This is a genomic window from Bacillus sp. FSL M7-0307 (genome assembly GCF_038627835.1).
GTDB classification, from domain to species: Bacteria; Bacillota; Bacilli; order Bacillales; family Bacillaceae; genus Bacillus; species Bacillus altitudinis.
The window spans coordinates 1,370,088-1,393,977 of record NZ_CP152023.1; the positions used below are offsets into that span (position 1 = coordinate 1,370,088).

23 protein-coding genes are annotated in these 23,890 nt (G+C 40.8%); 15 read left to right on the forward strand and 8 right to left on the reverse strand.

Annotation, left to right across the window (positions count from 1 at the left end; translation table 11 throughout):
- Positions 1–215: 215 nt before the first annotated feature.
- The 4 genes from MHI41_RS06990 (at position 216) to lepB (ending at position 4,568) form a co-directional block, all read left to right on the forward strand.
- Positions 216–971: a DeoR/GlpR family DNA-binding transcription regulator gene (locus MHI41_RS06990; protein ID WP_008345143.1), complete on the forward strand. Its 756-nt coding sequence runs from the start codon at positions 216–218 to the stop codon at positions 969–971.
- Positions 968–1,879 carry a 1-phosphofructokinase gene (pfkB, locus tag MHI41_RS06995; RefSeq protein WP_048003195.1) on the forward strand — a complete coding sequence of 304 codons (912 nt, stop codon included), beginning with the start codon at positions 968–970 and terminating at the stop codon, positions 1,877–1,879. The genes MHI41_RS06990 and pfkB overlap by 4 nt, the downstream gene beginning before the upstream one ends.
- A 13-nt stretch (positions 1,880–1,892) precedes the next feature.
- Complete coding sequence (locus MHI41_RS07000) at positions 1,893–3,785, forward strand: PTS fructose transporter subunit IIABC (RefSeq protein ID WP_008345139.1); 1,893 nt, start codon at positions 1,893–1,895, stop codon at positions 3,783–3,785.
- 210 nt (positions 3,786–3,995) lie between these two features.
- Positions 3,996–4,568, forward strand: coding sequence for a signal peptidase I (lepB, locus tag MHI41_RS07005; protein WP_026050084.1), 573 nt, complete (start codon positions 3,996–3,998; stop codon positions 4,566–4,568).
- 63 nt (positions 4,569–4,631) lie between these two features.
- Here lepB and MHI41_RS07010 read toward each other — a convergent pair whose 3' ends face one another.
- Positions 4,632–4,907 carry a hypothetical protein gene (locus MHI41_RS07010; RefSeq protein WP_008345136.1) on the reverse strand — a complete coding sequence of 92 codons (276 nt, stop codon included), beginning with the start codon at positions 4,905–4,907 and terminating at the stop codon, positions 4,632–4,634.
- 144 nt (positions 4,908–5,051) lie between these two features.
- Here MHI41_RS07010 and MHI41_RS07015 point away from each other — a divergent pair, with 144 nt between their 5' ends.
- Entirely contained in the window at positions 5,052–6,671 is a 1,620-nt protein-coding gene (locus MHI41_RS07015) for an ATP-binding cassette domain-containing protein (protein ID WP_017359403.1), read from the forward strand.
- 40 nt (positions 6,672–6,711) lie between these two features.
- On the opposite strand, the gene MHI41_RS07020 is transcribed toward MHI41_RS07015, so the two are convergent.
- The 3 genes from MHI41_RS07020 to mreBH form a co-directional block, all read right to left on the reverse strand.
- On the reverse strand, positions 6,712–7,944 hold the full coding sequence (locus MHI41_RS07020) for an aminopeptidase (protein WP_282833586.1): 1,233 nt from the start codon (positions 7,942–7,944) through the stop codon (positions 6,712–6,714).
- A 104-nt stretch (positions 7,945–8,048) separates the two neighbouring features.
- Positions 8,049–8,180, reverse strand: coding sequence for a protein YkpC (locus tag MHI41_RS07025; RefSeq protein ID WP_003210922.1), 132 nt, complete (start codon positions 8,178–8,180; stop codon positions 8,049–8,051).
- A 74-nt stretch (positions 8,181–8,254) separates the two neighbouring features.
- Positions 8,255–9,262, reverse strand: a complete 1,008-nt coding sequence (mreBH, locus tag MHI41_RS07030) for a rod-share determining protein MreBH (protein ID WP_017359401.1) — start codon at positions 9,260–9,262, stop codon at positions 8,255–8,257.
- A gap of 276 nt (positions 9,263–9,538) precedes the next feature.
- Here mreBH and MHI41_RS07035 point away from each other — a divergent pair, with 276 nt between their 5' ends.
- The 5 genes from MHI41_RS07035 (at position 9,539) to ade (ending at position 14,820) form a co-directional block, all read left to right on the forward strand.
- Positions 9,539–9,817 (forward strand): AbrB/MazE/SpoVT family DNA-binding domain-containing protein, encoded by a 279-nt coding sequence (locus MHI41_RS07035; RefSeq protein WP_008345129.1) that lies wholly within the window; start codon positions 9,539–9,541, stop codon positions 9,815–9,817.
- Between the two features lie 144 nt (positions 9,818–9,961).
- The gene (locus tag MHI41_RS07040) at positions 9,962–11,251 is read left to right on the forward strand and encodes an ATP-binding protein (protein WP_008345127.1); all 1,290 of its coding nucleotides are present in this window, start codon (positions 9,962–9,964) and stop codon (positions 11,249–11,251) included.
- A 27-nt stretch (positions 11,252–11,278) separates the two neighbouring features.
- Positions 11,279–12,121, forward strand: a complete 843-nt coding sequence (locus tag MHI41_RS07045; protein ID WP_342494672.1) for a gamma-glutamylcyclotransferase — start codon at positions 11,279–11,281, stop codon at positions 12,119–12,121.
- A 37-nt stretch (positions 12,122–12,158) separates the two neighbouring features.
- The gene (locus MHI41_RS07050) at positions 12,159–12,827 is read left to right on the forward strand and encodes a TrkA family potassium uptake protein (protein ID WP_008345123.1); all 669 of its coding nucleotides are present in this window, start codon (positions 12,159–12,161) and stop codon (positions 12,825–12,827) included.
- A gap of 262 nt (positions 12,828–13,089) precedes the next feature.
- Positions 13,090–14,820 (forward strand): adenine deaminase, encoded by a 1,731-nt coding sequence (gene ade, locus MHI41_RS07055; protein ID WP_342494673.1) that lies wholly within the window; start codon positions 13,090–13,092, stop codon positions 14,818–14,820.
- A gap of 98 nt (positions 14,821–14,918) precedes the next feature.
- Here the strand turns inward: ade and rnjA are convergent, their stop codons facing one another.
- Both rnjA and MHI41_RS07065 read right to left on the reverse strand, forming a co-directional pair.
- Entirely contained in the window at positions 14,919–16,586 is a 1,668-nt protein-coding gene (rnjA, locus tag MHI41_RS07060; RefSeq protein ID WP_008345116.1) for a ribonuclease J1, read from the reverse strand.
- A 5-nt stretch (positions 16,587–16,591) separates the two neighbouring features.
- On the reverse strand, positions 16,592–16,801 hold the full coding sequence (locus MHI41_RS07065) for a DNA-directed RNA polymerase subunit epsilon (RefSeq protein WP_008345114.1): 210 nt from the start codon (positions 16,799–16,801) through the stop codon (positions 16,592–16,594).
- A gap of 394 nt (positions 16,802–17,195) precedes the next feature.
- On the opposite strand from MHI41_RS07065, the gene MHI41_RS07070 reads away from it, so the two are divergent.
- Positions 17,196–17,975, forward strand: a complete 780-nt coding sequence (locus tag MHI41_RS07070; RefSeq protein WP_008345112.1) for a Cof-type HAD-IIB family hydrolase — start codon at positions 17,196–17,198, stop codon at positions 17,973–17,975.
- A 38-nt stretch (positions 17,976–18,013) separates the two neighbouring features.
- On the opposite strand, the gene def is transcribed toward MHI41_RS07070, so the two are convergent.
- Together def and MHI41_RS07080 are read right to left on the reverse strand one after the other, a co-directional pair.
- Positions 18,014–18,571, reverse strand: a complete 558-nt coding sequence (gene def / locus MHI41_RS07075; RefSeq protein WP_008345111.1) for a peptide deformylase — start codon at positions 18,569–18,571, stop codon at positions 18,014–18,016.
- A 112-nt stretch (positions 18,572–18,683) separates the two neighbouring features.
- On the reverse strand, positions 18,684–18,863 hold the full coding sequence (locus MHI41_RS07080) for a YjcZ family sporulation protein (protein ID WP_026050085.1): 180 nt from the start codon (positions 18,861–18,863) through the stop codon (positions 18,684–18,686).
- Between the two features lie 235 nt (positions 18,864–19,098).
- On the opposite strand from MHI41_RS07080, the gene MHI41_RS07085 reads away from it, so the two are divergent.
- From MHI41_RS07085 to MHI41_RS07100, 4 genes are all read left to right on the forward strand, one after another.
- Complete coding sequence (locus tag MHI41_RS07085) at positions 19,099–19,767, forward strand: YkyA family protein (RefSeq protein WP_050827230.1); 669 nt, start codon at positions 19,099–19,101, stop codon at positions 19,765–19,767.
- 570 nt (positions 19,768–20,337) lie between these two features.
- Positions 20,338–21,453 (forward strand): pyruvate dehydrogenase (acetyl-transferring) E1 component subunit alpha, encoded by a 1,116-nt coding sequence (pdhA, locus tag MHI41_RS07090; protein ID WP_007498599.1) that lies wholly within the window; start codon positions 20,338–20,340, stop codon positions 21,451–21,453.
- 3 nt (positions 21,454–21,456) lie between these two features.
- A complete protein-coding gene (gene pdhB / locus MHI41_RS07095) occupies positions 21,457–22,434 on the forward strand; it encodes a pyruvate dehydrogenase complex E1 component subunit beta (RefSeq protein WP_007498597.1) in 978 nt (325 codons plus the stop codon).
- A gap of 108 nt (positions 22,435–22,542) precedes the next feature.
- Positions 22,543–23,886, forward strand: coding sequence for a dihydrolipoamide acetyltransferase family protein (locus MHI41_RS07100; RefSeq protein WP_008345100.1), 1,344 nt, complete (start codon positions 22,543–22,545; stop codon positions 23,884–23,886).
- Positions 23,887–23,890: the final 4 nt, after the last annotated feature.

Sequence of the window (23,890 nt, forward strand, 5' to 3'; positions counted from 1 at the left end):
ATGAAAAATGATAGAAATGCTAATATCATGACTTTCTTCTCAATGTCACATATTTTTCAGTTTACAAATGGTACATATAAAGGTAAGATGACCATTGTGAAAGATTTTGATAGTTATTGAATGTATTTGATTGTTTTGTATTGATAATGTTGAAAAAAGCGATTACAATAAAGGTGCGCGCAAAATGAATACGTTTTCAAAAGGGGGTGTTTTCAATGCTAACACCAGAAAGACATCAACTCATTATCGACTATTTAGAAGAAAACGATGTCATCAAAATACAGGACTTAACGATTATGACGGATGCGTCTGAATCTACAATTAGAAGAGATTTATCAGCCCTCGAAGAAAAAGGCTTTCTTAAAAGAGTTCACGGAGGAGCTGCAAAAATATCTAGTATTCGTCTTGAACCAGATGTGTTTGAGAAATCTGCCAAAAACCTTCATGAAAAGTCATTGATTGCAGAGGCAGCTGCGTCACTTTTAAAACAAGGCGATTGTATTTACTTAGATGCTGGTACGACAACACAGCAAATGATTGACTTTATCGATCCAGATCAAGATATCGTGGTGGTGACAAATGGTGTCATGCACATTGAAGCACTCATGAGAAAAGGCATTTCTTTTTACCTGATAGGCGGATCAGTGAAACATCGAACAGGAGCCATGGTGGGAGCCGCAGCTTTGACAGCTATGGAAAATTACCGTTTTGACAAAAGCTTTGTTGGGACGAACGGCATTCATCCCGAGGCAGGGTTTACAACACCTGATCCAGAAGAAGCGCTCATTAAAAAAAGAGCCATGAAGCAGGCGAAAAAAACCTACATCTTAACAGATGCCTCAAAGTTTGGCGAAATATCGTTTTCAACCTTTGCTAGTTTACAGGAAGCCACCATTATCACAAACGACGCAAAAGAGGATTCATTCGATAATTACCATGAAAAAACGGTTATAAAGGTAGTGAAAACATGATTTATACAGTTACTTTAAACCCATCAGTTGATTACATCGTACACGTGGAGGATTTTGCGGTCGGCGGTTTAAATCGTTCAACCTATGACAAAAAATATCCAGGTGGTAAAGGAATCAATGTCTCAAGGCTTTTAAAACGGCACGGTGTTGAATCAAAAGCACTTGGATTCATTGGCGGTTTTACAGGCAAATATATTCAAGACTTTTTACAAAACGAACAATTACAAACAGCCTTTCATGAGGTGTCAGAAGATACACGTATCAATGTGAAACTAAAAACAGGCGAAGAAACAGAAATCAACGGGCTCGGTCCAAGTATTACTGAAGCACAGTTCGATTCGTTTTTATCCCAATTCACTTCATTAACAGAAGGCGATGTCGTTGTATTAGCAGGTAGCATTCCTTCTTCACTGCCTCATAACACATATGAGCGCATTGCTGAGGTATGTGCGAAGCAAGGGGTAAGAGTAGTACTTGATATTTCTGGAGAAGCCTTAAAAAAAGCAGCAGATCTGAAACCATTCTTAATGAAACCAAACCATCATGAGTTAGGTGAAATGTTTGAAACCAGTATTTCATCTGCAGAAGAAGCCATTCCTTATGGGAAAAAGCTGTTGGAACAAGGTGCTGAACATGTCATTGTATCTATGGCTGGAGACGGCGCTCTCTTATTCAGTAAGGAAGGGATCTTTCAATCTAATGTTCCAAAAGGCAAGCTGATCAACTCAGTTGGTGCAGGGGATTCAGTCGTTGCAGGATTCTTAGCTGGCGTTTCTAAAGGCCTTTCCAGAGAAGAATCATTTAAGCTTGGCGTCACATCAGGAAGTGCTACAGCATTTTCTGAGGAACTTGGAACAAAAGAGCTTGTCGATACATTATTGCCACAAGTAAAAGTCACACGCATTTAAAGGAGGAGTCATCATGAAAATTACAGAACTACTCACGAAGCATACGATTAAGCTTCAATTAGACAGCCAGCAAAAAGAAGCCGTTATTGAAGAACTGGTCACTGTATTAGATACAGCTGGTAAATTAAATGATAAAGAAGGCTACAAAGCAGCTGTTGTTAATCGTGAAAAACAAAGCTCTACGGGAATCGGAGAAGGAATTGCGATTCCTCATGCGAAAACAGCAAGTGTGAAAGAACCTGCTATTGCATTTGGCCGTTCAACAGCCGGTGTAGATTATGAATCATTAGACGGACAGCCAAGTCATCTTGTCTTTATGATTGCAGCAACTGAAGGCGCAAACAACACGCATTTAGAAGCACTTTCTCGTTTATCCACACTTCTCATGCGTGAAGAGATCCGAAAGCAGCTTCTTGAAGCGGCTACTGAAGATGAAATCATTGAAATTATCAATACACATGATAAAGACGATGAAGAAGAAGAGGAAGTCAAAGAGGAACCGGCTGCACCGGGAAAACCTGCTAAAATTTTAGCGGTGACAGCTTGTCCAACAGGCATCGCGCATACATTTATGGCCGCAGATGCTTTGAAAGAAAAAGCAAAAGAAATGGGCGTTGACATTAAAGTTGAGACAAACGGCTCTAGTGGAATTAAACATGCCCTGACAGCAAAAGAAATTGAAGAAGCGCCAGCTATTATTGTGGCAGCTGATAAACAAGTTGAAATGGAACGCTTTAAAGGCAAACATGTCATTGAAGTACCTGTGACAGCTGGAATTCGCCGTCCGCAAGAATTGATCGAAAAAGCCATCAATCAAGATGCGCCGATTTATAAAGGTTCAGGCGGCAGTTCTTCAAAAGATGAAAATGAATCGTCAGGCAAGGGAAGAAGTGGATTCTATAAGCACTTAATGAGCGGTGTAAGCAACATGCTTCCGTTTGTTGTTGGGGGCGGTATCCTCGTTGCGATTTCATTCTTCTGGGGAATTAACTCAGCTGACCCTAAAGATCCTTCTTTCAATTCATTTGCAGCTGTATTAAAAGGGATTGGCGGAGATAATGCACTTGCCTTAATCGTTGCTGTATTAGCTGGATTTATCGCAATGAGTATTGCAGACCGTCCAGGTTTCGCACCAGGTATGGTTGGCGGATTCATGGCCTCTGCAGCAGGTGCTGGATTCTTAGGCGGATTGATTGCTGGTTTCCTTGCTGGTTACATTGTGGTGCTGCTCAAAAAAGTATTCACTTTTGTACCACAGTCGCTCGATGGTATTAAACCAGTTCTGCTCTATCCATTGTTCGGTATTTTCTTTACAGGAATTATCATGCATTACATCGTCAACACACCTGTTAAAATGGTAATGGACGGATTAACACACTGGCTTGAATCACTTGGTACTGGAAACCTTGTATTAATGGGGATTATTTTAGCTGGTATGATGGCCATTGATATGGGTGGTCCGATTAACAAAGCGGCCTACACATTTGGTCTTGCGATGATTGCTGCTGGCAACTATGCACCGCATGCTGCGATTATGGCAGGCGGAATGGTGCCGCCGCTAGGAATTGCCCTAGCGACAACGATCTTTAGAAACAAATTCTCTAAACGTGACCGTGAAGCAGGTATTACATGTTACTTCATGGGAGCTGCGTTCATTACAGAAGGGGCGATCCCGTTTGCAGCGGCAGATCCGCTGCGCGTCATTCCTTCAGCTGTGATTGGTGCAGCTGTTGCAGGTGGATTAACAGAATTCTTTAGAGTGACGCTTCCTGCACCGCACGGCGGACTATTCGTTTTCTGGGTAACAAACCATCCAGTTCTTTACATCATCAGCATCTTAATCGGTGCCATTGTTACAGCGCTACTTCTCGGAATTCTAAAAAAACCAGTCCGACAAGAAGCTTAATTTGAAAAGAAGCATCGTGAAGAGCGGTGCTTCTTTTTGTTTAATTATCAATAAATTAGGAAAAAATATCTAATTGAATGGTTGTCTTGTGAATTTTTAAATGACATGTGATAAAGTAAAGTTATTCAATTCACGTTTCAAGTCTTTTAGCAGAAAGTCTTAGGAGGAAGCAGTATTTTGAACGAAGAAAACAAACAAAACGAAAATGACATTCAATCTGATGCGAAACAAGCCAAAAAAGAGAAGAAAAGTTCTCTGTTTGAATGGATCAAAGCCATTTTAATTGCACTTGCTCTCGTCCTCATCATCCGTACGTTTATTTTTGAGCCGTATGTGGTGGAAGGAGAGTCAATGGAACCAACCCTTCATGATGGAGAAAAGCTGTTTGTTAACAAAACCATCAACTATCTCGGTGGAGTCAAACGTGGTGACATCGTGATTATTAATGGAAAAGACGGTCAGAAAATTCATTATGTCAAACGATTGATCGGTCTTCCAGGCGACACGATTGAAATGAAGGATGATACGCTTTACATTAATGGTAAAAAAGTAGATGAGCCTTATTTAAAAGAGAACAAGGCACATGCCAAAGAGTATGAGGTGCATTTAACAGGAGATTTTGGTCCAGTGAAAGTACCGAAAAACGATTATTTTGTTATGGGTGACAACAGACTGAATTCTATGGACAGTCGAAATGGACTCGGACTCATTGAAAAGGATCGGATTGTCGGCACATCAGAATTTGTTTTCTTCCCATTTGGCGATATTCGACAAACACAATAAATACACCTTTCTCAATGCGTAAGAAAGGTGCTTGAATGGACGACCCTTCATGTAGGGTCGTTTTTAATTTGGTGTGAGCATCGTGACAATGATGACAATGGCCAAAACAGAAGCGAAAACGGACCCAGTAATCGCCAAAACAGAACGGAATAATCCAATTTTCACATTGTCTTTTCCGCGCTTTTGTAAAAAGCGTTTTGAAAAGATATGGACCAGTGTGTAAATGAGGACAAGCCCAATATAAAGGCCAAAGTCTCTTGCATTAAAGCCTGTCGCCGATAAATAAATGCCCATAAAGAAAATCAATAAACAGTATTCCATGAGTGTGAGTAATCTCAAATCGCCCGAACTCCTTCAATAAAAACATTCCCACTTATTATACCATATTGGACAAAAAGCCTTTGTTCTTAGCGAGAGACGTTTCTATCAATCGTTATTCATGTTATACTTCATATTGATGAATGAGTGATGGAGGATTAATAAATGATTGCAGTGAATAATGTTAGTTTGCGATTTGCTGATCGTAAATTATTTGAAGAAGTAAATATTAAGTTCACTCCTGGCAACTGCTACGGACTAATTGGTGCCAATGGAGCTGGTAAATCAACGTTCTTAAAGATTCTTTCTGGAGAAATTGAAGCTCAAACGGGCGATGTTCATATGAGTCCTGGTGAACGTTTAGCGATTTTAAAACAGAACCACTTTGAATACGAAGAGTTTGAAGTGTTAAAAGTCGTCATCATGGGTCACAAACGTCTATATGATGTGATGCAGGAAAAAGATGCGATTTATATGAAACCTGATTTCTCAGATGAAGACGGGATTCGTGCAGCAGAGCTTGAAGGTGAGTTTGCTGAGTTAAACGGATGGGAAGCGGAAAGTGAAGCTGCGATCCTATTAAAAGGTCTTGGCATTCCAGAGAGCCTGCAATCGAAGAAAATGTCTGAGCTTGGCGGATCTGAAAAGGTAAAAGTGCTTTTAGCACAAGCTTTATTCGGTAAACCTGACGTTCTACTTCTCGATGAGCCAACGAACCACTTGGACTTACAAGCCATTCAGTGGTTAGAAGAGTTCCTCATTAACTTTGAAAATACCGTCATCGTCGTATCGCATGATCGTCATTTCTTAAACAAAGTATGTACGCATATTGCAGACCTTGACTTTGGAAAAATTCAAGTGTATGTCGGAAACTATGATTTCTGGTATGAATCAAGCCAGCTGGCATTAAAACTCAGCCAGGATGCCAACAAGAAAAAAGAAGAACAAATTAAGCAGCTTCAAGAATTCGTTGCTCGGTTCAGTGCGAACGCATCTAAATCGAAGCAAGCGACATCAAGAAAGAAATTGCTTGATAAGATTTCGCTAGATGACATTAAACCATCTTCTCGTAAATATCCTTATGTTCATTTTGCGCCAGAGCGTGAAATCGGAAATGATGTCCTTCAAGTAGAAGGTCTATCAAAAACGATTGACGGTGTAAAAGTACTGGATAACGTCAGCTTTATTATGAATCGTGAGGATAAAATTGCGTTCTTAAGTCGTAATGAGCTTGCTGTCTCTACTTTATTTAAAATCCTTGCTGGTGAAATGGAGCCAGACAGCGGGACGTTTAAATGGGGCGTGACAACATCTCAAGCCTTTTTCCCTAAAGACAATAGCGAATACTTTGAAGGAAATGATGTCGATCTAGTGGATTGGCTTCGTCAATATTCTCCGAATGATCAAAGTGAAAGCTTCCTGCGTGGTTTCTTAGGCCGTATGCTTTTCTCTGGGGAAGAAGTGAAGAAAAAAGCAAGCGTCTTATCAGGTGGAGAAAAGGTTCGTTGTATGTTATCAAAAATGATGCTGTCTGGAGCGAATATTTTGCTGTTAGACGAGCCGACGAACCATTTAGACCTAGAGTCCATCACAGCGCTGAATAACGGTCTAATGAGCTTTAAAGGGGCTATGCTCTTCTCATCTCATGACCATCAGTTTGTTGAAACAGTTGCAAATCGGATTATCGAAGTGACGCCAAATGGCATCGTTGATAAACAAACAACTTATGATGAGTTCTTATCAGATCAAGAGATTCAAAAAAGACTACAAGAGCTGTATGCATAAACATAAAGAAAAGACATCCGCATGAGGATGTCTTTTTTCTTTAAAAAGCCCAATTTCCATTTCGGAAAATCGGTTCACGTTTACCATCTTTTGTGATCCCATCAATATTCATTTCCTTTGAACCAATCATGAAATCGACGTGTGTAATACTGCTGTTCACACCAGCTGCGTCTAGTTCCTCACGTTTCATCTCTTTACCGCCTTCGATATTAAATGCATAACCGCTGCCGATGGCAAGGTGATTGGATGCATTTTCATCGTAAAGTGTATTGTAATAGAGGATATTTGAGTTAGAAATTGGTGAATCATCTGGTACAAGGGCAACCTCACCTAGATAATGTGAGCCTTCATCTGTTTCAACGAGAGAGGTTAAAATGTCTTCGCCCTCTTTTGCTTTCACATCTACAATACGCCCATTTTCAAAGGTTAACGTAAATTCATCGATAATGTTTCCTGCATAACTAAGTGGCTTTGTGCTAGAGACAGTCCCGTTTACACCATCTTTTTTAGGTACGGTAAAGACCTCTTCTGTCGGCATATTGGCCATGAATGATACGCCGCGTTCACTCACGCTGCCAGCACCTACCCAAATATGCTGCTCTGGAAGTTCAATCGTTAAATCTGTACCTGGTGCTTCATAGTGCAGCTTGTGGTAATGACGTTCATTTAATACTTTTACTTTTTCATTTAGTGATTCATCATGCTTTTTCCACGCTTCAACAGGATCTGGCTGATCAGCACGGGCGACTTTAAAGATTTGGTCCCATAATAATGCAACAGCTTCTTCATCTGCATGCTTAGGGAAAATCTTTTTCGCCCAATCTTTTGATGCAGCACCGACGACTGTCCATGCGACTTTGTCAGATTGAACGTATTGACGATATGTATGAAGTGCTGAACCTGCAGCTTTTTGCTGTGAAGCAATTTTTTTCGAGTCAATGCCACTTAGAAGATCAGGGCTTTCTGACAAGATCGTAATAAAAGCACCGCCACGTTTTGCGATGGTTTCCATCATCTGTGCTTCCCATTCTGGAAATTGCTCAAACACATCTTGTGGGGCATGTTCATATTTTAAACGGGTAAGAACACCATCACTCCAGCGGATATGTACGTTTTTCGCTCCGCGCTCATATGCGTGTTTTGCCACAAGGCGGACAAGGTCTACAGATTCAGTGAACGCAGATACGACCACTTCTTGACCACTTTGAACATTTACACCTACTTCAACGATGGTTTTTGCATATTGATCTAGTTGTTTTTCGAATGAACTCATAAAAACCCTCCTTTAGTCATGTTCATCATATCAGATTTAAGACCGAAAAGGAAAATGGGGAGCCGTCCCGAAGCAAAATAAAAAAGCCGCTTTCGTGCGGCTTTTTAGCGGTTCAGTTGTTTCACAGGCTGTGCATTAGAAGGGGGCATATGTGAAAACGACAGGCTCATTCCTCCTAAAATAATACCGGTTAAAATGACTGTGACAACGACCCGTTTACCTAAATCAAGCAACATGTTCTTCCTCCTTCACGTTTATCCATTCATCACGATATGATCGAAATGATGAAAAAAGAAGTAGAACATGAAGATTATTTTAATGTTTTTTGCAATTTGTCGATTACTTCTAATGAACGACCCGTTCCAATTGCGACAGATTCAAGTGGATTTGCTGCGATATGAACTGGGACGACAATTTCTTGAGAGAGCCATTCTTGAATGCCGTTTAATAGTGCACCACCGCCAGTTAGAATGACGCCGCGGTCTACGATATCACCACTCAGTTCTGGAGGGCTGTCTTCTAATGTAGCCCGAATCGCCTCTAAAATATGAAGAAGTGATTCTCGCATAGCACCTTGAATTTCTGTTGATTCAAGTGTAATTGTTTTTGGAAGACCTGTGACAAGGTCGCGTCCACGTACTTCTAATGACTCAGGTTCGTGTTCAATGAGTCCATAACCAATTTCCATTTTTACCTGCTCAGCTGTCCGTTCACCGATCAGTAAATTATATTTCTTTCTCACAAAAGTAATGATATCTTCATCCAGTTGATCTCCGCCAATTCGGATCGAGTGGCAAGAGACAACCCCGCCAAATGAAATGATCGCTACCTCTGTCGTTCCTCCGCCAATATCTACAACGACGTTGGCAACAGGCTCGTCCACCGGGAGATCAGCACCGATCGCAGCTGCGACGGGTTCTTCAATTAAATGCACATGCTTGGCCCCGCAATTTTTGACAGCATCGCTGATCGCGCGGCGTTCGACAGCTGTTGAACCTGATGGTGTACAAACAACCACAGTCGGCTTTCTAAAGGTAAACCCAATATTTTTTCCTGCTTTTTTCATAATTTGTTTGAGTAAATCGGTTGTCATATCATAATCAGCGATGACACCATCTTTCATCGGACGGATCGCTACAATTTTTCCAGGTGTTTTCCCAATCATCTCTTTTGCTTCTGACCCCACTGCAAGGACAGTTTTTGTTTCCGTATCTACTGCCACAACGGATGGTTCATTGAGAATAATTCCTTTATTTTTACTGTAAACCAATATGTTAGCTGTTCCTAAATCAATTCCAATTTCGGCATTTTGAAACATGTTTTCACCCAATCTCTATTTTTGCTGTTTTAAACAATTTTACATTTAAAAGTTCAGAGGGTTGAGGTCATTTGTGGGGGTTTGTGATCACCTTGAAATGAATCTGTAAAATTCAAGTCTCATTTTGACATTCACAATAAATTTTCCCTTTGGTTTTTCGATTTTGAAAAAAATTTTTATGCAGGAGAAACCTTTTAAGAATCTCTTACGTCTACGATATATCAATTGGTGAAAAACAGATTGATCTTGAGCTAATGAAAGAAAGAGGGAACGAAATTGAAATCTATCGGAGTTGTAAGAAAAGTAGATGAACTAGGGCGTATTGTGATGCCAATCGAATTGAGAAGAGCACTTGATATCGCTATTAAAGACAGTATGGAATTTTTTATAGATGGGGAGAAAATCGTCTTGAAAAAATATCAGCCAGAGGGCGTCTGCCTGATGACTGGTGAGATTACTTCTGAGAACCACGAGTATGGAAATGGTCAAATTACATTAAGCGCTGAAGGCGCAGAACTGCTGCTAAAAGAGCTTCAAGAAGCCCTTCAGCAGTAAATAAAAATAGCCTGTTCTCTCCCATTGTGCTGAGAGCAGGCTATTTTTTCTAAAAAAGTTCCTAAAAAATGCCGCATCTCCCTCAAAAAATAAGTGGAAAATGGTACAATTGACAAAGAATCTCAGGGCGGCAGGTGGAATTATTTGAACAAAACATATCAAGTACGGATTCTGTTATCCGTTCTTGCATTTATATTAATTTTGAGCTGGGATTTCTTTTATTATCTTAGCGGCTATCACATTAATTGGCCGCTCGATCTAGCCTTTACAGTCGTTGTTTTGGTCGGTATTTGGGTCATCTCAGGCCATGTGGACCGGCTGAATTTACTTGTCTCAGATTTAAATAAACGAGAAAAAGAAGCACATGAACTGACAGAGCGGCTGAATCGAATAACAGATAACTTGCAAGAAATCGTCTTTGAAACCAATGAAAAAGGTGAAATCATTTTTTTAAATCAAGCATGGAAACAAATGACGGGTTACGACATAGAGGAGTGTCTAGGTACGATGTACAATCAGTACTTTGATCAAGAAGAGCATGTCGTTCAGCATTTGTTGTCTGTGATCAAAGAGCATAAGGATGAGGGGCGGGTGGAGCTACAGCTTCTCCATAAAGAAGGAAAAAAGGTATGGGGAGATGTGCATTATAAGCTTTATTTCGATGAACAGCACCAGTTTACTGGAGGTATTGGAACGGTTGCAGATATCACGAAACAAAAGCAGGCAAAGCTTGAACTTGAAAGATCAAATCAGCAATTGCAAATGCAGGCACAAAAGCTGGCTGTTGCAGGACAAATAGCCGCTGGCATTGCCCATGAAGTCAGAAATCCGCTCACCTCAGTCAATGGATTTTTGCAGCTGATGAAAACGCAATATCCTGAAAGAACCGATTATTTTGATATCATCTTTTCTGAAATTAAACGCATTGATTTTGTTTTAAGTGAGCTGCTTGTCTTAGCAAAACCTCAATCGATTCAATTTCAAGAAGTACAGCTCCATGATTTGCTAGAGCAGGTGATTACCTTATTAAACACAAATGCCGTTCTTTCAAATATTGATCTCAAACAGCCATTTAAAAAGCAGGATGCTGGCACGATATTAGCAGACGCCAATCAAATGAAGCAGCTGTTCATTAACTTAATCAAAAATGCGATCGAGGCAATGCCTGAAGGCGGCAGTATATACATATCAACAGAAAAAGTGATGAATGAATGGAAAATCACGATTCAAGATGAAGGAAAAGGAATGTCCGAAGAGGACATTCTGAAAATATATGATCCTTTCTTTTCGACTAAAAAAGAAGGTACAGGACTTGGTTTAACGATCTGTGCGACGATCTTAAAAGATCACCATGGAAGAATGGATGTAAAGAGCGAGCTCAGCAAAGGGACGGCTTTTGATATTTACTTACCTGTGTATCAAAAAAGCAGATAGTAGCAAGGTGAGAGGATGTGATGTGTGATGACGAAGGAGACAAAAACTTTATTTGTGTATGGGACACTTTTAAAGCACGAAAAGTATCACGAGACATTGATGAAAGAAAGCAGTCCATTAGCAGCATCTGCTTGGATAAAAGGGAGACTGTACGATACAGATGAGGGTTACCCTGTGTGTGTTGTCTCGGAACAAAACACAGTATATGGAGAATTGTATGAGGTCAGTGATGAAACGCTGCATAAGATAGATGAGCTAGAGGAAGGGTATGACCAGCAGGAAATAGAGGTTATGACAGACCAGGGGCCAAGGTCAGCCGTTGCTTATACAATATGTAAGCAGAAGGCATCGAGCCTGAAGGAGATTGAAAGCGGCTGCTGGAAGTCATATCAACTATGGGAGCGCCAACCGTCTTCCTTCTATTATTTTGCCTATGGGTCCTGTATGGATGATGCAAGGTTTAAGCTTGCGAAAGTGGAACATTATTTCAAACAAATCATCGGCGGTGGGACACTTGATCGTTTTACCACAAGGTTTACATTGGTGCGCCCTGATGGATCAAGAGCAGATATGGTAGAAGACGGCGGAGAAACAGAGGGTGTTCTATATGAAGTACCTTTTGATGCCATTCGTTATTTGTACAAACGAGAAGGTGTAAATGAAGGGACTTATCGTCCAGCATTTGTCGATGTCACAGTAGGTGATCAAGTGTATGAGGACTGCTTAACGTTTCTCGTTTTAAAAAAGAGCGAAGAAATTGCGCCTCCTGGTCATTATCGCAGTGAAATCGAAAAAGGAGCAGACCTTTACTTAAGTGAAGCGTTCCGCAAAAAAATACGGTCGCATATGGATTCATTAATGAAACCGTAGTAAAATGCATGGTAAGTGATATAAAAGGAGTCTGAACATGAAAAAGGAATATGCAGTCATTGGTCTTGGACGCTTCGGCGGAAGTATCTGCAAGGCGCTAAGCGAAGAAGGACTTGAAGTCATGGCCATGGATATGAATGAAGATCGTGTGAACGAATATGCTAAAATTGCATCACATGCCGTGATTGGTGATTCGACGGACGAATCTGTTTTAAAGAACCTAGGCATTCGCAATTTTGATCATGTGATCGTGGCGATAGGTGAAAACATTCAGGCGAGTATTTTAACAACGATTATGCTGAAAGAACTTGGTGTCAAAATGGTCACAGTGAAAGCTCAAAATGACTACCATGAAAAGGTTTTGAATAAAATTGGTGCGGACCGTATTGTCCATCCTGAACGAGACATGGGCAGACGGATTGCACATAAAATTATTTCTAACAACGTGCTTGATTATTTAGAGCTGTCAGATGAGTACAGCCTTATTGAAATCGTAGCCAACAGCAGACTTGCTGGGCACTCTTTGTTAGATCTCGACATTCGTGCAAGGTACGGGATCAATATCGTGGCAATTAAGCGCGGGAAAGAAGTGATCGTTTCACCGCTCGCAGATGAAATGATTCAAAAAGAAGATATTCTCATTGTCATTGGGGCAGTAGCAGATATCGGGCGCTTTGAAAAACGGGAAATGCAGAACGACTATTAAACACTCCGAGAAGGGGTGTTTTTTTGCTTTAGAAGTGTACATATGGGGCGGACATTGAGGAAGAGAAAAAAGTGGAAATGAGCCGTTTCCTTTCTGAAAAACAGCAAAATAGATCACGATTATTTTTCAGCAAATTACCACTATTCAGAAATAAAAATCAATCTTTTGATATGGTTGATTTTCTCTAAATGTCATTGACTGGACAAACAGATTCGTTTACGATAAGAAACATTATATTGTTTACTCGGAGGAGGCAGTGTCGTTGGATAAGGAGCTTTTCAGACATCAAATTGAGGTAGCTGCAAAGAGAAAAAAAGCAGCCCTAGTGATTAAACATGCGAAGGTTATGGACGTGTTTAACCAGGAATGGATAGACGCTGATGTCGCTGTTGAAAATGGAAAAATAGTAGGAATTGGGGAGTATGAGGGGGAACAGGAGCTGGATGCAACAGGTCAAATGCTTGTTCCCGGTTTCATTGACGGCCATGTTCATATCGAATCCTCGATGGTGACTCCTGCTGAATTTTCCAAAGCTGTCGTTCCTCACGGCGTGACAACTGTTGTAACAGACCCGCATGAAATTGCCAATGTATCCGGTGTTGCAGGTATCCGTTTTATGCTCGAAGAAGCGAGAAAAGCTGCTCTAAATATATATTTCATGCTGCCATCCTGTGTACCGGCAGTCAGCTTTGAACGATCAGGTGCTACACTAAAAGCAAAAGATTTAAAGCCTCTTTATCAGGAGAAAGAAGTGCTTGGTCTTGCCGAAGTGATGGATTATGTCGCGGTGGAACAAGCGGAAGAAGATATGCTTCAAAAACTGCTTGATGCTCAACATGAACATAAACTCATTGATGGCCATCTAGCAGGATTAACGGACCGATTAATTAATGTGTACCGAACAGCTAATGTCCAAACAGATCATGAGGTGACAACAGCTCAAGAGGCCCTTGAACGTGTCAAAAGAGGCATGTATGTCATGCTGAGAGAAGGCTCTGTTGCTAAAAACGTGAAAAACGTATTACCTGCTGTCAATGAGAAGAATGCGAGACGCTTTTTCTTTTGTACGGATGATAAACATTTAGATGATTTAATGGCTCAAGGAAGTATTGATAAACAAGTACGGATGTCGATACAAGCAGGATTGGACCCCTTTTTAGCATATCAAATGGGAAGTTTAAACGCAGCGGAGTGTTTCGGTCTCAAAACAAAGGGAGCGATTGCACCAGGCTTTGACGCGGACTTTATGCTCATTTCTGACTTACATGAGGTAGGAATTACAAGCGTCTTTATCGCAGGAGAATTGGTCTCTGAACATGGAGAATATTTGCCAAGTGTCGACAAGATCACGCCAAGTTCTTCGCTCATGCAATCGGTACATGCAGTGGACGTTCAAGAGAAAGATTTAACGCTGCCTATAACAGATCATCAAAAGGTGAATGTCATCCGCATTATACCGAATCAGCTTGAAACGAAATTAGAACAAATATCTCCTTCTGGTAGCGATGGACAATTTACGAGTGATATTGATCGAGATGTATTAAAAATAGTGCTTGTCGAACGCCACAAAGGTCTATCTGAAATTGGGATAGGGGTTGTCAGCGGTTTCGGCTTAAAAGAGGGGGCGATTGCAACAACAGTTGCCCATGACTCGCATAACTTAATTGCCGTTGGCACAAATGATGCTGATATGATCAAAGCCATTGAAACGTTAAAAGAAGCAGGGGGTGGTTTGACCGTTGTAAAAGACGGAGAAGTTCTTCATACGCTTCCATTACCGATTTCCGGTTTATTATCAGATCAACCTGCACATACGGTCAATGAAAGCCTTCATGCACTCCATGATGCTTTAAAGGAAACAGGCTTTGTCTTAGACTTTAATCCGTTTTTGACATTATCCTTTTTGGCACTGCCAGTCATTCCTGATGTGAAAATGACAACACAAGGATTGTTTGATGTGAGAAGTTTTCAGCATCTCCCGATTCAATCGTAAAACAATGACTGAACCCGCACGTATCGTACAGATATGCGGGTTTTTTATTGCGCATAAAAAAGAGACACAGCCAATTGACTGTGTCTCCTTGTACGTCATTACACTTCCATAATAATCGGTAAGATCATTGGGCGGCGTCTTGTTTTTTCATAAAGGAAAGGAGCAAGAGTGTCAGTAATCTCGTTCTTAATTTCTGACCATTGAGTCGTCTTGCGTTCCATTACTTTTTCAAGATGCTTTGAAATGAGATCTTGCGCGTCATTAATGAGGTCTCCAGATTCTCTCATGTAGACAAAACCTCTTGAGATTAAATCAGGCCCTGCAGAAATTTTGAATTCTTTCATATCCATGCTGACAACAACAATGACAAGACCTTCTTCTGAAAGAATGCGGCGGTCTCTTAACACGATGTTGCCGATATCACCAATACCGCTACCGTCGATATACACGTTGCCTGATGGAATTTTGCCAGCGACACTTGCTTCGTCACCTTTCAGTGCAAGAACTTCACCGTTATCCATGATAAAGCAGTTTTCCTCAGGGATTCCGCAATCATTCGCAAGTTTAATATGCGTTTTTTGCATGCGGTACTCACCGTGAATCGGCATGAAGAATTTTGGTTTAATTAAACGGAGCATTAGCTTTTGTTCTTCCTGCCCGCCGTGTCCAGAGGTATGAATATTATTGAGTGAGCCATGAATGACTTCAGCACCAGCACGATAAAGCTGGTTAATAGTACGGCTTACGCTAATATTGTTACCTGGGATCGGTGAAGACGAGAAGACAACAGTGTCTCCAGGGTTAATTGAAATCTGGCGGTGCGTACCGTTGGCAATACGTGAAAGAGCGGCCATCGGTTCACCCTGACTACCAGTACAAAGAATGGTTACTTTGTTGGCTGGAAGGCGGTTGATTTCATTGTGTTCAATGAATGTGTTTTTTGGACATTTGATATATCCGAGCTCTTGTCCAATATCAATGGCAGACTCCATGCTGCGCCCAAACACAGCGACTTTTCGGCCGTTGGCAACAGCTGACTCGATGACTTGCTGAAGTCTGTGAATGTTAGATGCAAATGTAGCAAAGATAATACGTCCATCTACTTTTCTGAAGATGTCATCAATGCTTTCACCTACACGTCTTTCGGACATCGTAAATTCTGGAATTTCACTATTTGTACTGTCAGATAGAAGACAAAGAACGCCTTCTTTCCCGATCTCAGCCATTTTCGTTAAATTGGCAGGCTCGCCAACAGGAGTAAAGTCAAACTTGAAATCGCCTGTATGTACGATGTTACCAGGAGGTGTCTTCACGACAATTCCATAAGAATCTGGGATACTGTGCGTCGTTCTAAAGAAAGACACAGCTGTTTTTCTAAATTTGATCGTATCTTCTTCTTCAAAGATGTGAAGTTTGGTCTGTCTTAATAGACCATGCTCTTCCAATTTGTTACGAAGTAGGCCGATTGCGAGTTTGCCTCCGTAAACTGGAATATTCACTTGCTTGAGAAGGTAAGGGATACCGCCGATGTGGTCTTCATGTCCATGAGTAATAAAAAGACCTTTGATTTTATCTTCGTTTTTAACTAAATACGTATAGTCAGGGATGACGTAATCAATTCCAAGAAGTTCATCTTCAGGGAACTTAATACCAGCATCAATCAAAATGATTTCATCTTGAAATTGAACGCCATACGTGTTTTTACCGATCTCGCCTAATCCGCCGAGCGCAAAAACTGCCGCCTGATCGTTTTTTACAAATTTCATTCCTCTCATAGCTCCAATACTTTAAAATTTTCACTTTCTCGTTCATAGTCTAAAAAAGCACCGTCTACAGGCTGAATGAATTCAATATTGTAGTTATGTTTTTTCAACTTATCGCGTACGTCTCTTTCAGAAACCGCTTCAACGTATAGTGAATCTGTGTGTTCTCTCACAGGTACCTCAGTCGTACTTGCCTGAAAAAATACCTTATATATCATCCAAATCTCTCCTTAAATACCGTATGTTACACTCGCTTATTCTATTATATTAAAAAAACGCGCATAAGAAAAGTCTCAGAGAAAAAAGGACCTTCAGCAAATGTGCGGAAGATCCTTTTAAGCAATCGATTTTTTACGAAGCATGTCCTTCCATTGTCTTCGAATTTTCTTGCGCAGACGACGAAGCATCGCGGATCGCCTCCTTTCGGTATGTGTCTCATTCAGCCATTTGTTCCGTTCTCTCTATATACTTGTATTATATGATGTTTCCACTTAATGTTACATGGTTATATGTGGGAAATGGGCGTTTTAAGAGGAAGTGGTTTCGTCAGTGAAGATCTTTCTGTATGATGAAGGGGAGAGGGTATACATAACAAGAGACAGGAGACGAGATATGAATAAAAAAGTCATCTTCTTTGATATCGACGGTACTTTATATGACCATGATAAAAAAATACCTGAATCAACGAAGCGAGCTGTTCGTTTATTAAAAGAAAAAGGGCATCATCTCTTCATTGCATCTGGCCGTTCGCCTTTTCTTATCCAACCTATTTTAGAAGAAATAGGGCTTGACTCATTTATTGCTTATAACGGTCAGTATGTCATGTACGAAGGAGAAGTCATTTATGGCAATCCGCTTAAGCAAGAGCTGATGGATAAAATTTATGAAACAGCGGATCAACATGATCATCCGCTTGTTTTCATGGGCGAGAAGACGATGAAGGCGTCTGTGCCGAACCATCCATTTATCCATGAAGGGATTGGCACTTTAAAAACAGAGCATCCCGAGCATGATTTGTCATTCTTTAAAGAAAACGTCATTTATCAAATGCTGCTATTTTGTAAAGCAGAAGAGGAACACCAATATGAAGCGTTCCGTGAAGAAATTGATCTCGTCAGGTGGCATGAGCTGTCTACTGATGTCCTGCCAAAAGGTGGATCAAAGGCTGAAGGAATTAAACGAGTCATTGAAAGACTTCCGTACGATCAAAAGGACACAATTGCCTTCGGTGACGGGCTGAACGATCGAGAAATGATTTCGTTTGTTGGAACAGGCGTTGCGATGGGGAATGCAGTCAATGAATTAAAAACATTAGCTGACTTTGTCACCAAACCTGTAGATGAGGATGGCATATTCCACGCTGTGACTGAATTAGGCCTTATTGAAGAATAAAAAACAAGACCCGCTGATGGACGGGTCTTGTTTTTATTCTATGATCTGCCGATCGCAACCGCGTTGTCTGGCTCGGCGAATGGATGATCTTTTTGAATATGATCATAAAACATAATGCCATTTAAGTGGTCAATTTCATGCTGAAAAACGATGGCCGGAAACCCTTTGAGGCGAATATCAATGTCTTCACCTTCAAGCGTTGTACCTTTCACCCTGATTTTTTCATAGCGCGGGACGAATCCAGGGATGGCTTCATCAACAGATAAACAGCCTTCTCCAGTAGCTAAATAAGCTCTTTTGACTGAATGGCTAACAATGCGAGGATTGAATAATGCATAGCTATAAAGTTCTCCGCCTTCGTCTTCACAGTGAACAGCAATCATTCGTTTACTGATATTGATTTGCGGAGCTGCTAGGCCAACACCGGGTCTAAGTTCATATTTTTCAGCAATATCTGCATCCTGACTGTTTTTGACAAATTCAATCATGTCAGCTAATTGCTGTTTTTCTTCTTCTGTTGGCGGGAGTTCGACCGCTTCAGCTGTTTGTCTTAAGACGGGATGCCCGTCTCGTACGATATCATCCATGGTAATCACAAAACTTCACTCCTATTTCCTTTGTATGTAAAGTATATAAAATGATACACAACATATGCAATGAAATAAAGAAGACCGGTCGTATGAGACCGGTCAGAGGCTTATTCAGCCATTAGCAGCAGCCACCGCCGCCTAAGAATGCTGCGCCAACAATGATCAATAGAATGAATAGGACGACGATTAAAGCGAATGTACGTCCACCACCGTAACCGCAACCGTATCCACCACCATAACTTGGATAGCAACAACCGCCGCCGTATCCATAACCGTAACCGCCGTATCCACCATACATACTTCCATGACTATAATTAGACATACTTTTGACCTCCTTTGGAAATACACTCGGCCTCTCATAAGTGAAGGCGAAGCGTGTAATATAAACTATGTATGAATGCACTATTTGTATAGTCATGAGCCTAGAGCATGAAAAAAATCTTCTTTCCCCTTAAAAAACCAGCCTCTTTCCTTGTCACAACCGCCCTGAAAAATTATAGTGGTATGTGGAGATGTAAAGGGGGACCTTGTAATTGAAACAGATGAAAAGAAGAATAAAAGCAGGTGCAGCTTTAGCTGGGATATGTACCCTCTTGCTTGCGGGCTGCGGAGGTCAAAATCCGCTTTATGAGATGCAAGATGCCATGACGAAAATGAGCGAAAAAGAAGCATCCTTTGAAAAAGAACAAGGCGCACTGCAAAGCTATGAGAAAAAAGAGCAGCAGTTGTATAAAAAAATGATTCAAACAACAAAAGACCACACAAAAACAGTCTCAAGCTTGTCTGATCAAGCATTAGCATCGGCAGAAAAGCGTGAAGAACATTTAAAAACAGAAAAAGACAGCATGGATCAATCGAAAAAAGAATTTCAATCTGTAAAAGAATTCGCTGGACAGATAAAAGATACGGAAGTAAAAGACAAAGCAGAACAAACAGTCAAATCAATTGAAAAAAGATATGCATCGTATGATCAGCTTTACCGTGAGTATCAAAAGGCGCTGAAACAAGACAAGCACTTGTATGAATCTTTAAAAAGAAAAGACTTAGGATACGCTGAACTGAAATCCAAACTGAAAACAGTCAATCGTTCCTATAGTAAAGTGAGAAAAGAAAGCAAGAAGTTCAATCAATATACAGATCAATTGAACGAATATAAACAAGCTTTATACAAAACAGCTCAGAAAGAATCACAAAACAGTTAAAAACAGTACTTGCATATTTGCTACTAGTTCTGTTTATCGCTGCTACTCACAAAGTGCCTGCGTGGCGTTACTCTTTTTTCGAAGGTGTCAGACTGAAAAGAAGAGAAAGGGTTAAAATGAAGTTCATTTTAGCCCTTTGTCCATCATGATCAAAAGAGCTAAAAATAGCTCTTTTTTTATTTTTCGACAAAAACAAACATGTGCTATTGTAGTACAGCGACCCACTCTATACTAGTACAGTTTGTGCTGTTGATTAAACAGATTGATACAGGTCACCATAAAAAGTAAAGCGAATACATTTATTTAAATAAAGCCGTTAAATCAATTGACGGACTATTTTTCTTGTTGTAAACTATTCCTTGTTAACAGAAGTTGTATTAGTTTTTTGTGAACTATCGTTAATACAGTTAGAAAAACTCAAAAGCAAGCGATCATCCAATGTTTCGACAACGATCTTTGTGGCTATTATATACAGGAGTCATATGAGCATTTTGGGTTATCCTATATCTGTATGTATAAATGGATTCACGACAAATTGACTGTTAAAAGAAAGGAAGAGGTGACTTTAGAATGGCTGCAAAAACAAAAAAAGCAATTGTTGATAGCAAAAAGCAATTCGATGCCATCAAAAAGCAGTTTGAAACGTTCCAAATTTTAAACGAAAAAGGCGAAGTCGTAAACGAAGCGGCAATGCCAGATCTTTCAGATGACCAATTAAAAGAATTAATGCGCCGTATGGTGTTTACACGTGTATTAGATCAACGTTCAATTTCATTGAACCGTCAAGGACGTCTTGGCTTCTATGCGCCAACAGCTGGACAAGAAGCTTCTCAGCTTGCAACTCACTTTGCACTTGAGAAAGAAGATTTCATTCTTCCAGGATATCGTGATGTACCACAATTAATCTGGCATGGTCTTCCACTAACAAAAGCATTCTTGTTCTCTCGTGGACACTTTGTTGGGAACCAAATGCCTGAAGATGTGAATGCACTTTCTCCGCAAATCATTATCGGTGCACAAATCATTCAAGCTGCTGGTGTAGCTCTTGGTTTGAAAAAGCGCGGTAAAAATGCTGTTGCAATCACTTACACTGGTGATGGTGGAGCTTCACAAGGTGATTTCTACGAAGGTATTAACTTTGCAGGGGCTTACAAAGCGCCAGCGATTTTTGTTGTCCAAAACAACAGATATGCGATCTCTACACCTGTTGAAAAGCAATCTGCTGCACAAACGATTGCACAAAAAGCAGCTGCAGCTGGTATCGTAGGCGTACAAGTTGACGGTATGGATGCATTAGCTGTATACGCAGCGACTGCTGAAGCTCGTGAGCGTGCTGTAAATGGTGAAGGTCCAACATTAATTGAAACTCTTACATTCCGTTACGGCCCACATACAATGGCTGGTGACGATCCAACAAGATATCGTACAAAAGAAGATGAAAATGAGTGGGAGCAAAAAGATCCATTGGTACGCTACCGCAAATTCTTGGAAAACAAAGGCCTTTGGTCTGAAGAAGAAGAGAATAAAGTCATCGAAGATGCAAAAGAACAAATCAAACAAGCAATCAAAGAAGCTGACGAACAGCCTAAGCAGAAAGTCACTGATTTGATTGAAAACATGTACGATGTGAAACCATTTAACTTGGTTGAACAGCTTGAAATCTACAAACAGAAGGAGTCGAAGTAAGCCATGGCGCAAATGACATTGATTCAAGCGATCACTGATGCGTTACGCACAGAACTGAAAAATGACGAAAACGTTCTCGTTTTCGGAGAAGACGTTGGTAAAAACGGCGGCGTATTCCGTGCGACTGAAGGATTGCAAAAAGAGTTTGGTGAGGATCGTGTATTCGATACTCCACTTGCTGAATCTGGTATTGGCGGTCTTGCAATTGGCCTTGGACTACAAGAATTCCGCCCAGTAATGGAAATTCAATTCTTCGGATTCGTTTACGAAGTATTAGATTCTGTTTCTGGACAAATGGCTCGTATGCGTTACCGTTCTGGTGGACGCTGGCATTCTCCAGTGACAATCCGTTCTCCATTTGGTGGAGGAGTTCACACACCTGAGCTTCACGCTGACAGCTTAGAAGGTCTTATTGCACAACAGCCTGGTATCAAGGTTGTTATTCCTTCAACACCTTACGATGCAAAAGGACTATTAATTTCTGCAATCCGTGACAACGATCCGGTTGTATTCCTTGAGCATATGAAACTTTATCGTTCTTTCCGTCAGGAAGTTCCTGAAGAAGAGTACACAATTGAAATCGGTAAAGCTGACGTGAAACGTGAAGGTTCTGACCTTTCAATCATCACTTACGGTGCAATGGTTCACGAATCACTTAAAGCTGCTGAAGAACTTGAAAAAGAAGGCGTTTCTGCTGAGGTCGTCGACCTTCGTACAGTGAGCCCGCTTGATATTGAAACAATCATCGCTTCTGTTGAAAAAACAGGCCGCGCGATCGTTGTTCAAGAAGCACAAAAACAAGCTGGTATTGCAGCAAACGTAGTAGCTGAAATCAATGATAGAGCAATTCTTAGCCTAGAAGCACCAGTACTTCGTGTAGCTGCACCTGATACTGTATTTGCTTTCTCTCAAGCTGAGAGCGTATGGCTTCCAAACCATAAAGACGTGCTTGAAACAGCTAAGAAAGTTCTTGAATTTTAATTAAATGACAGAGGGGAAAAGAATTTATTTCTCTTCCCCTTTATCAATTACATGACCGTGTAATGTTGACAGAACAATGGTTTAACATAATCTAGGAGGCGAAAAACAGTGGCATTTGAATTTAAACTTCCGGACATCGGAGAAGGTATCCACGAAGGTGAGATCGTTAAGTGGTTTGTAAAACCAAACGACGAAATCAATGAAGATGACGTTTTAGCAGAGGTACAAAATGATAAAGCAGTTGTAGAAATTCCTTCACCTGTTAAAGGAAAAGTATTAGAATTAAAAGTTGAAGAGGGAACAGTTGCAACTGTAGGACAAACAATCATTACGTTTGATGCACCTGGTTACGAAAATCTTCAATTTAAAGGCAGCGAAGAAGAAGGCGAAGCGAAAACTGAAGCTCAAGTACAAGGTACTGCTGAAGCTGGTAACGAGCCTGAAAAGAAAGAAGTTGCTCAAGAAGAAGCGGCAGCAGCAACTGGTGCTGGCGCACAAGAGCAAGTAGATGCTGATCCTAACAAACGCGTTATTGCTATGCCATCTGTACGTAAATATGCGCGTGAAAAAGGCGTTGAAATTTACAAAGTTGCAGGTACTGGTAAAAATGGCCGCGTGCTAAAAGAAGATATCGACAGCTTCCTTAATGGCGGTTCTGCAGCAACTCAAGAAGCAGCACCTCAAGCAGCTGAAAGTGCGAAAGAAGAAGCAGCTCCAAAAGCGGCAGCAGCTCCAGTTCTAGAAGGAGAATTCCCAGAAACTCGCGAGAAAATGAGCGGAATCCGCAAAGCGATCGCGAAAGCAATGGTGAACTCTAAGCACACAGCTCCTCACGTAACATTAATGGATGAAGTTGATGTAACAAACCTTGTTGCACATCGTAAACAATTCAAACAAGTTGCAGCTGATCAAGGAATCAAGTTAACTTACTTGCCTTACGTTGTAAAAGCTCTAACATCTGCTTTGAAAAAGTACCCAGTACTTAACACTTCTATCGATGATAAAACAGATGAAGTTGTTCAAAAGCATTACTACAACATCGGAATTGCAGCTGATACTGAAAAAGGCTTGCTCGTTCCAGTTGTGAAAAATGCAGATCGCAAAGCGATTTTCGAAGTATCTAATGAAATCAACGAGCTTGCAACAAAAGCACGTGATGGTAAATTGGCTCCAGCTGAAATGAAGGGTGCATCTTGCACAATCACAAACATCGGTTCTGCTGGTGGACAATGGTTTACTCCAGTCATCAACCACCCAGAAGTAGCGATCCTTGGTATTGGCCGTATCGCTGAAAAAGCGGTTGTTCGTGATGGCGAAATCGTTGCAGCTCCAGTCTTAGCTCTTTCCCTAAGCTTTGACCACCGTATGATTGATGGAGCTACTGCGCAAAATGCCCTTAACCACATCAAGCGTTTATTGAATGATCCACAATTAATTTTAATGGAGGCGTAAATTC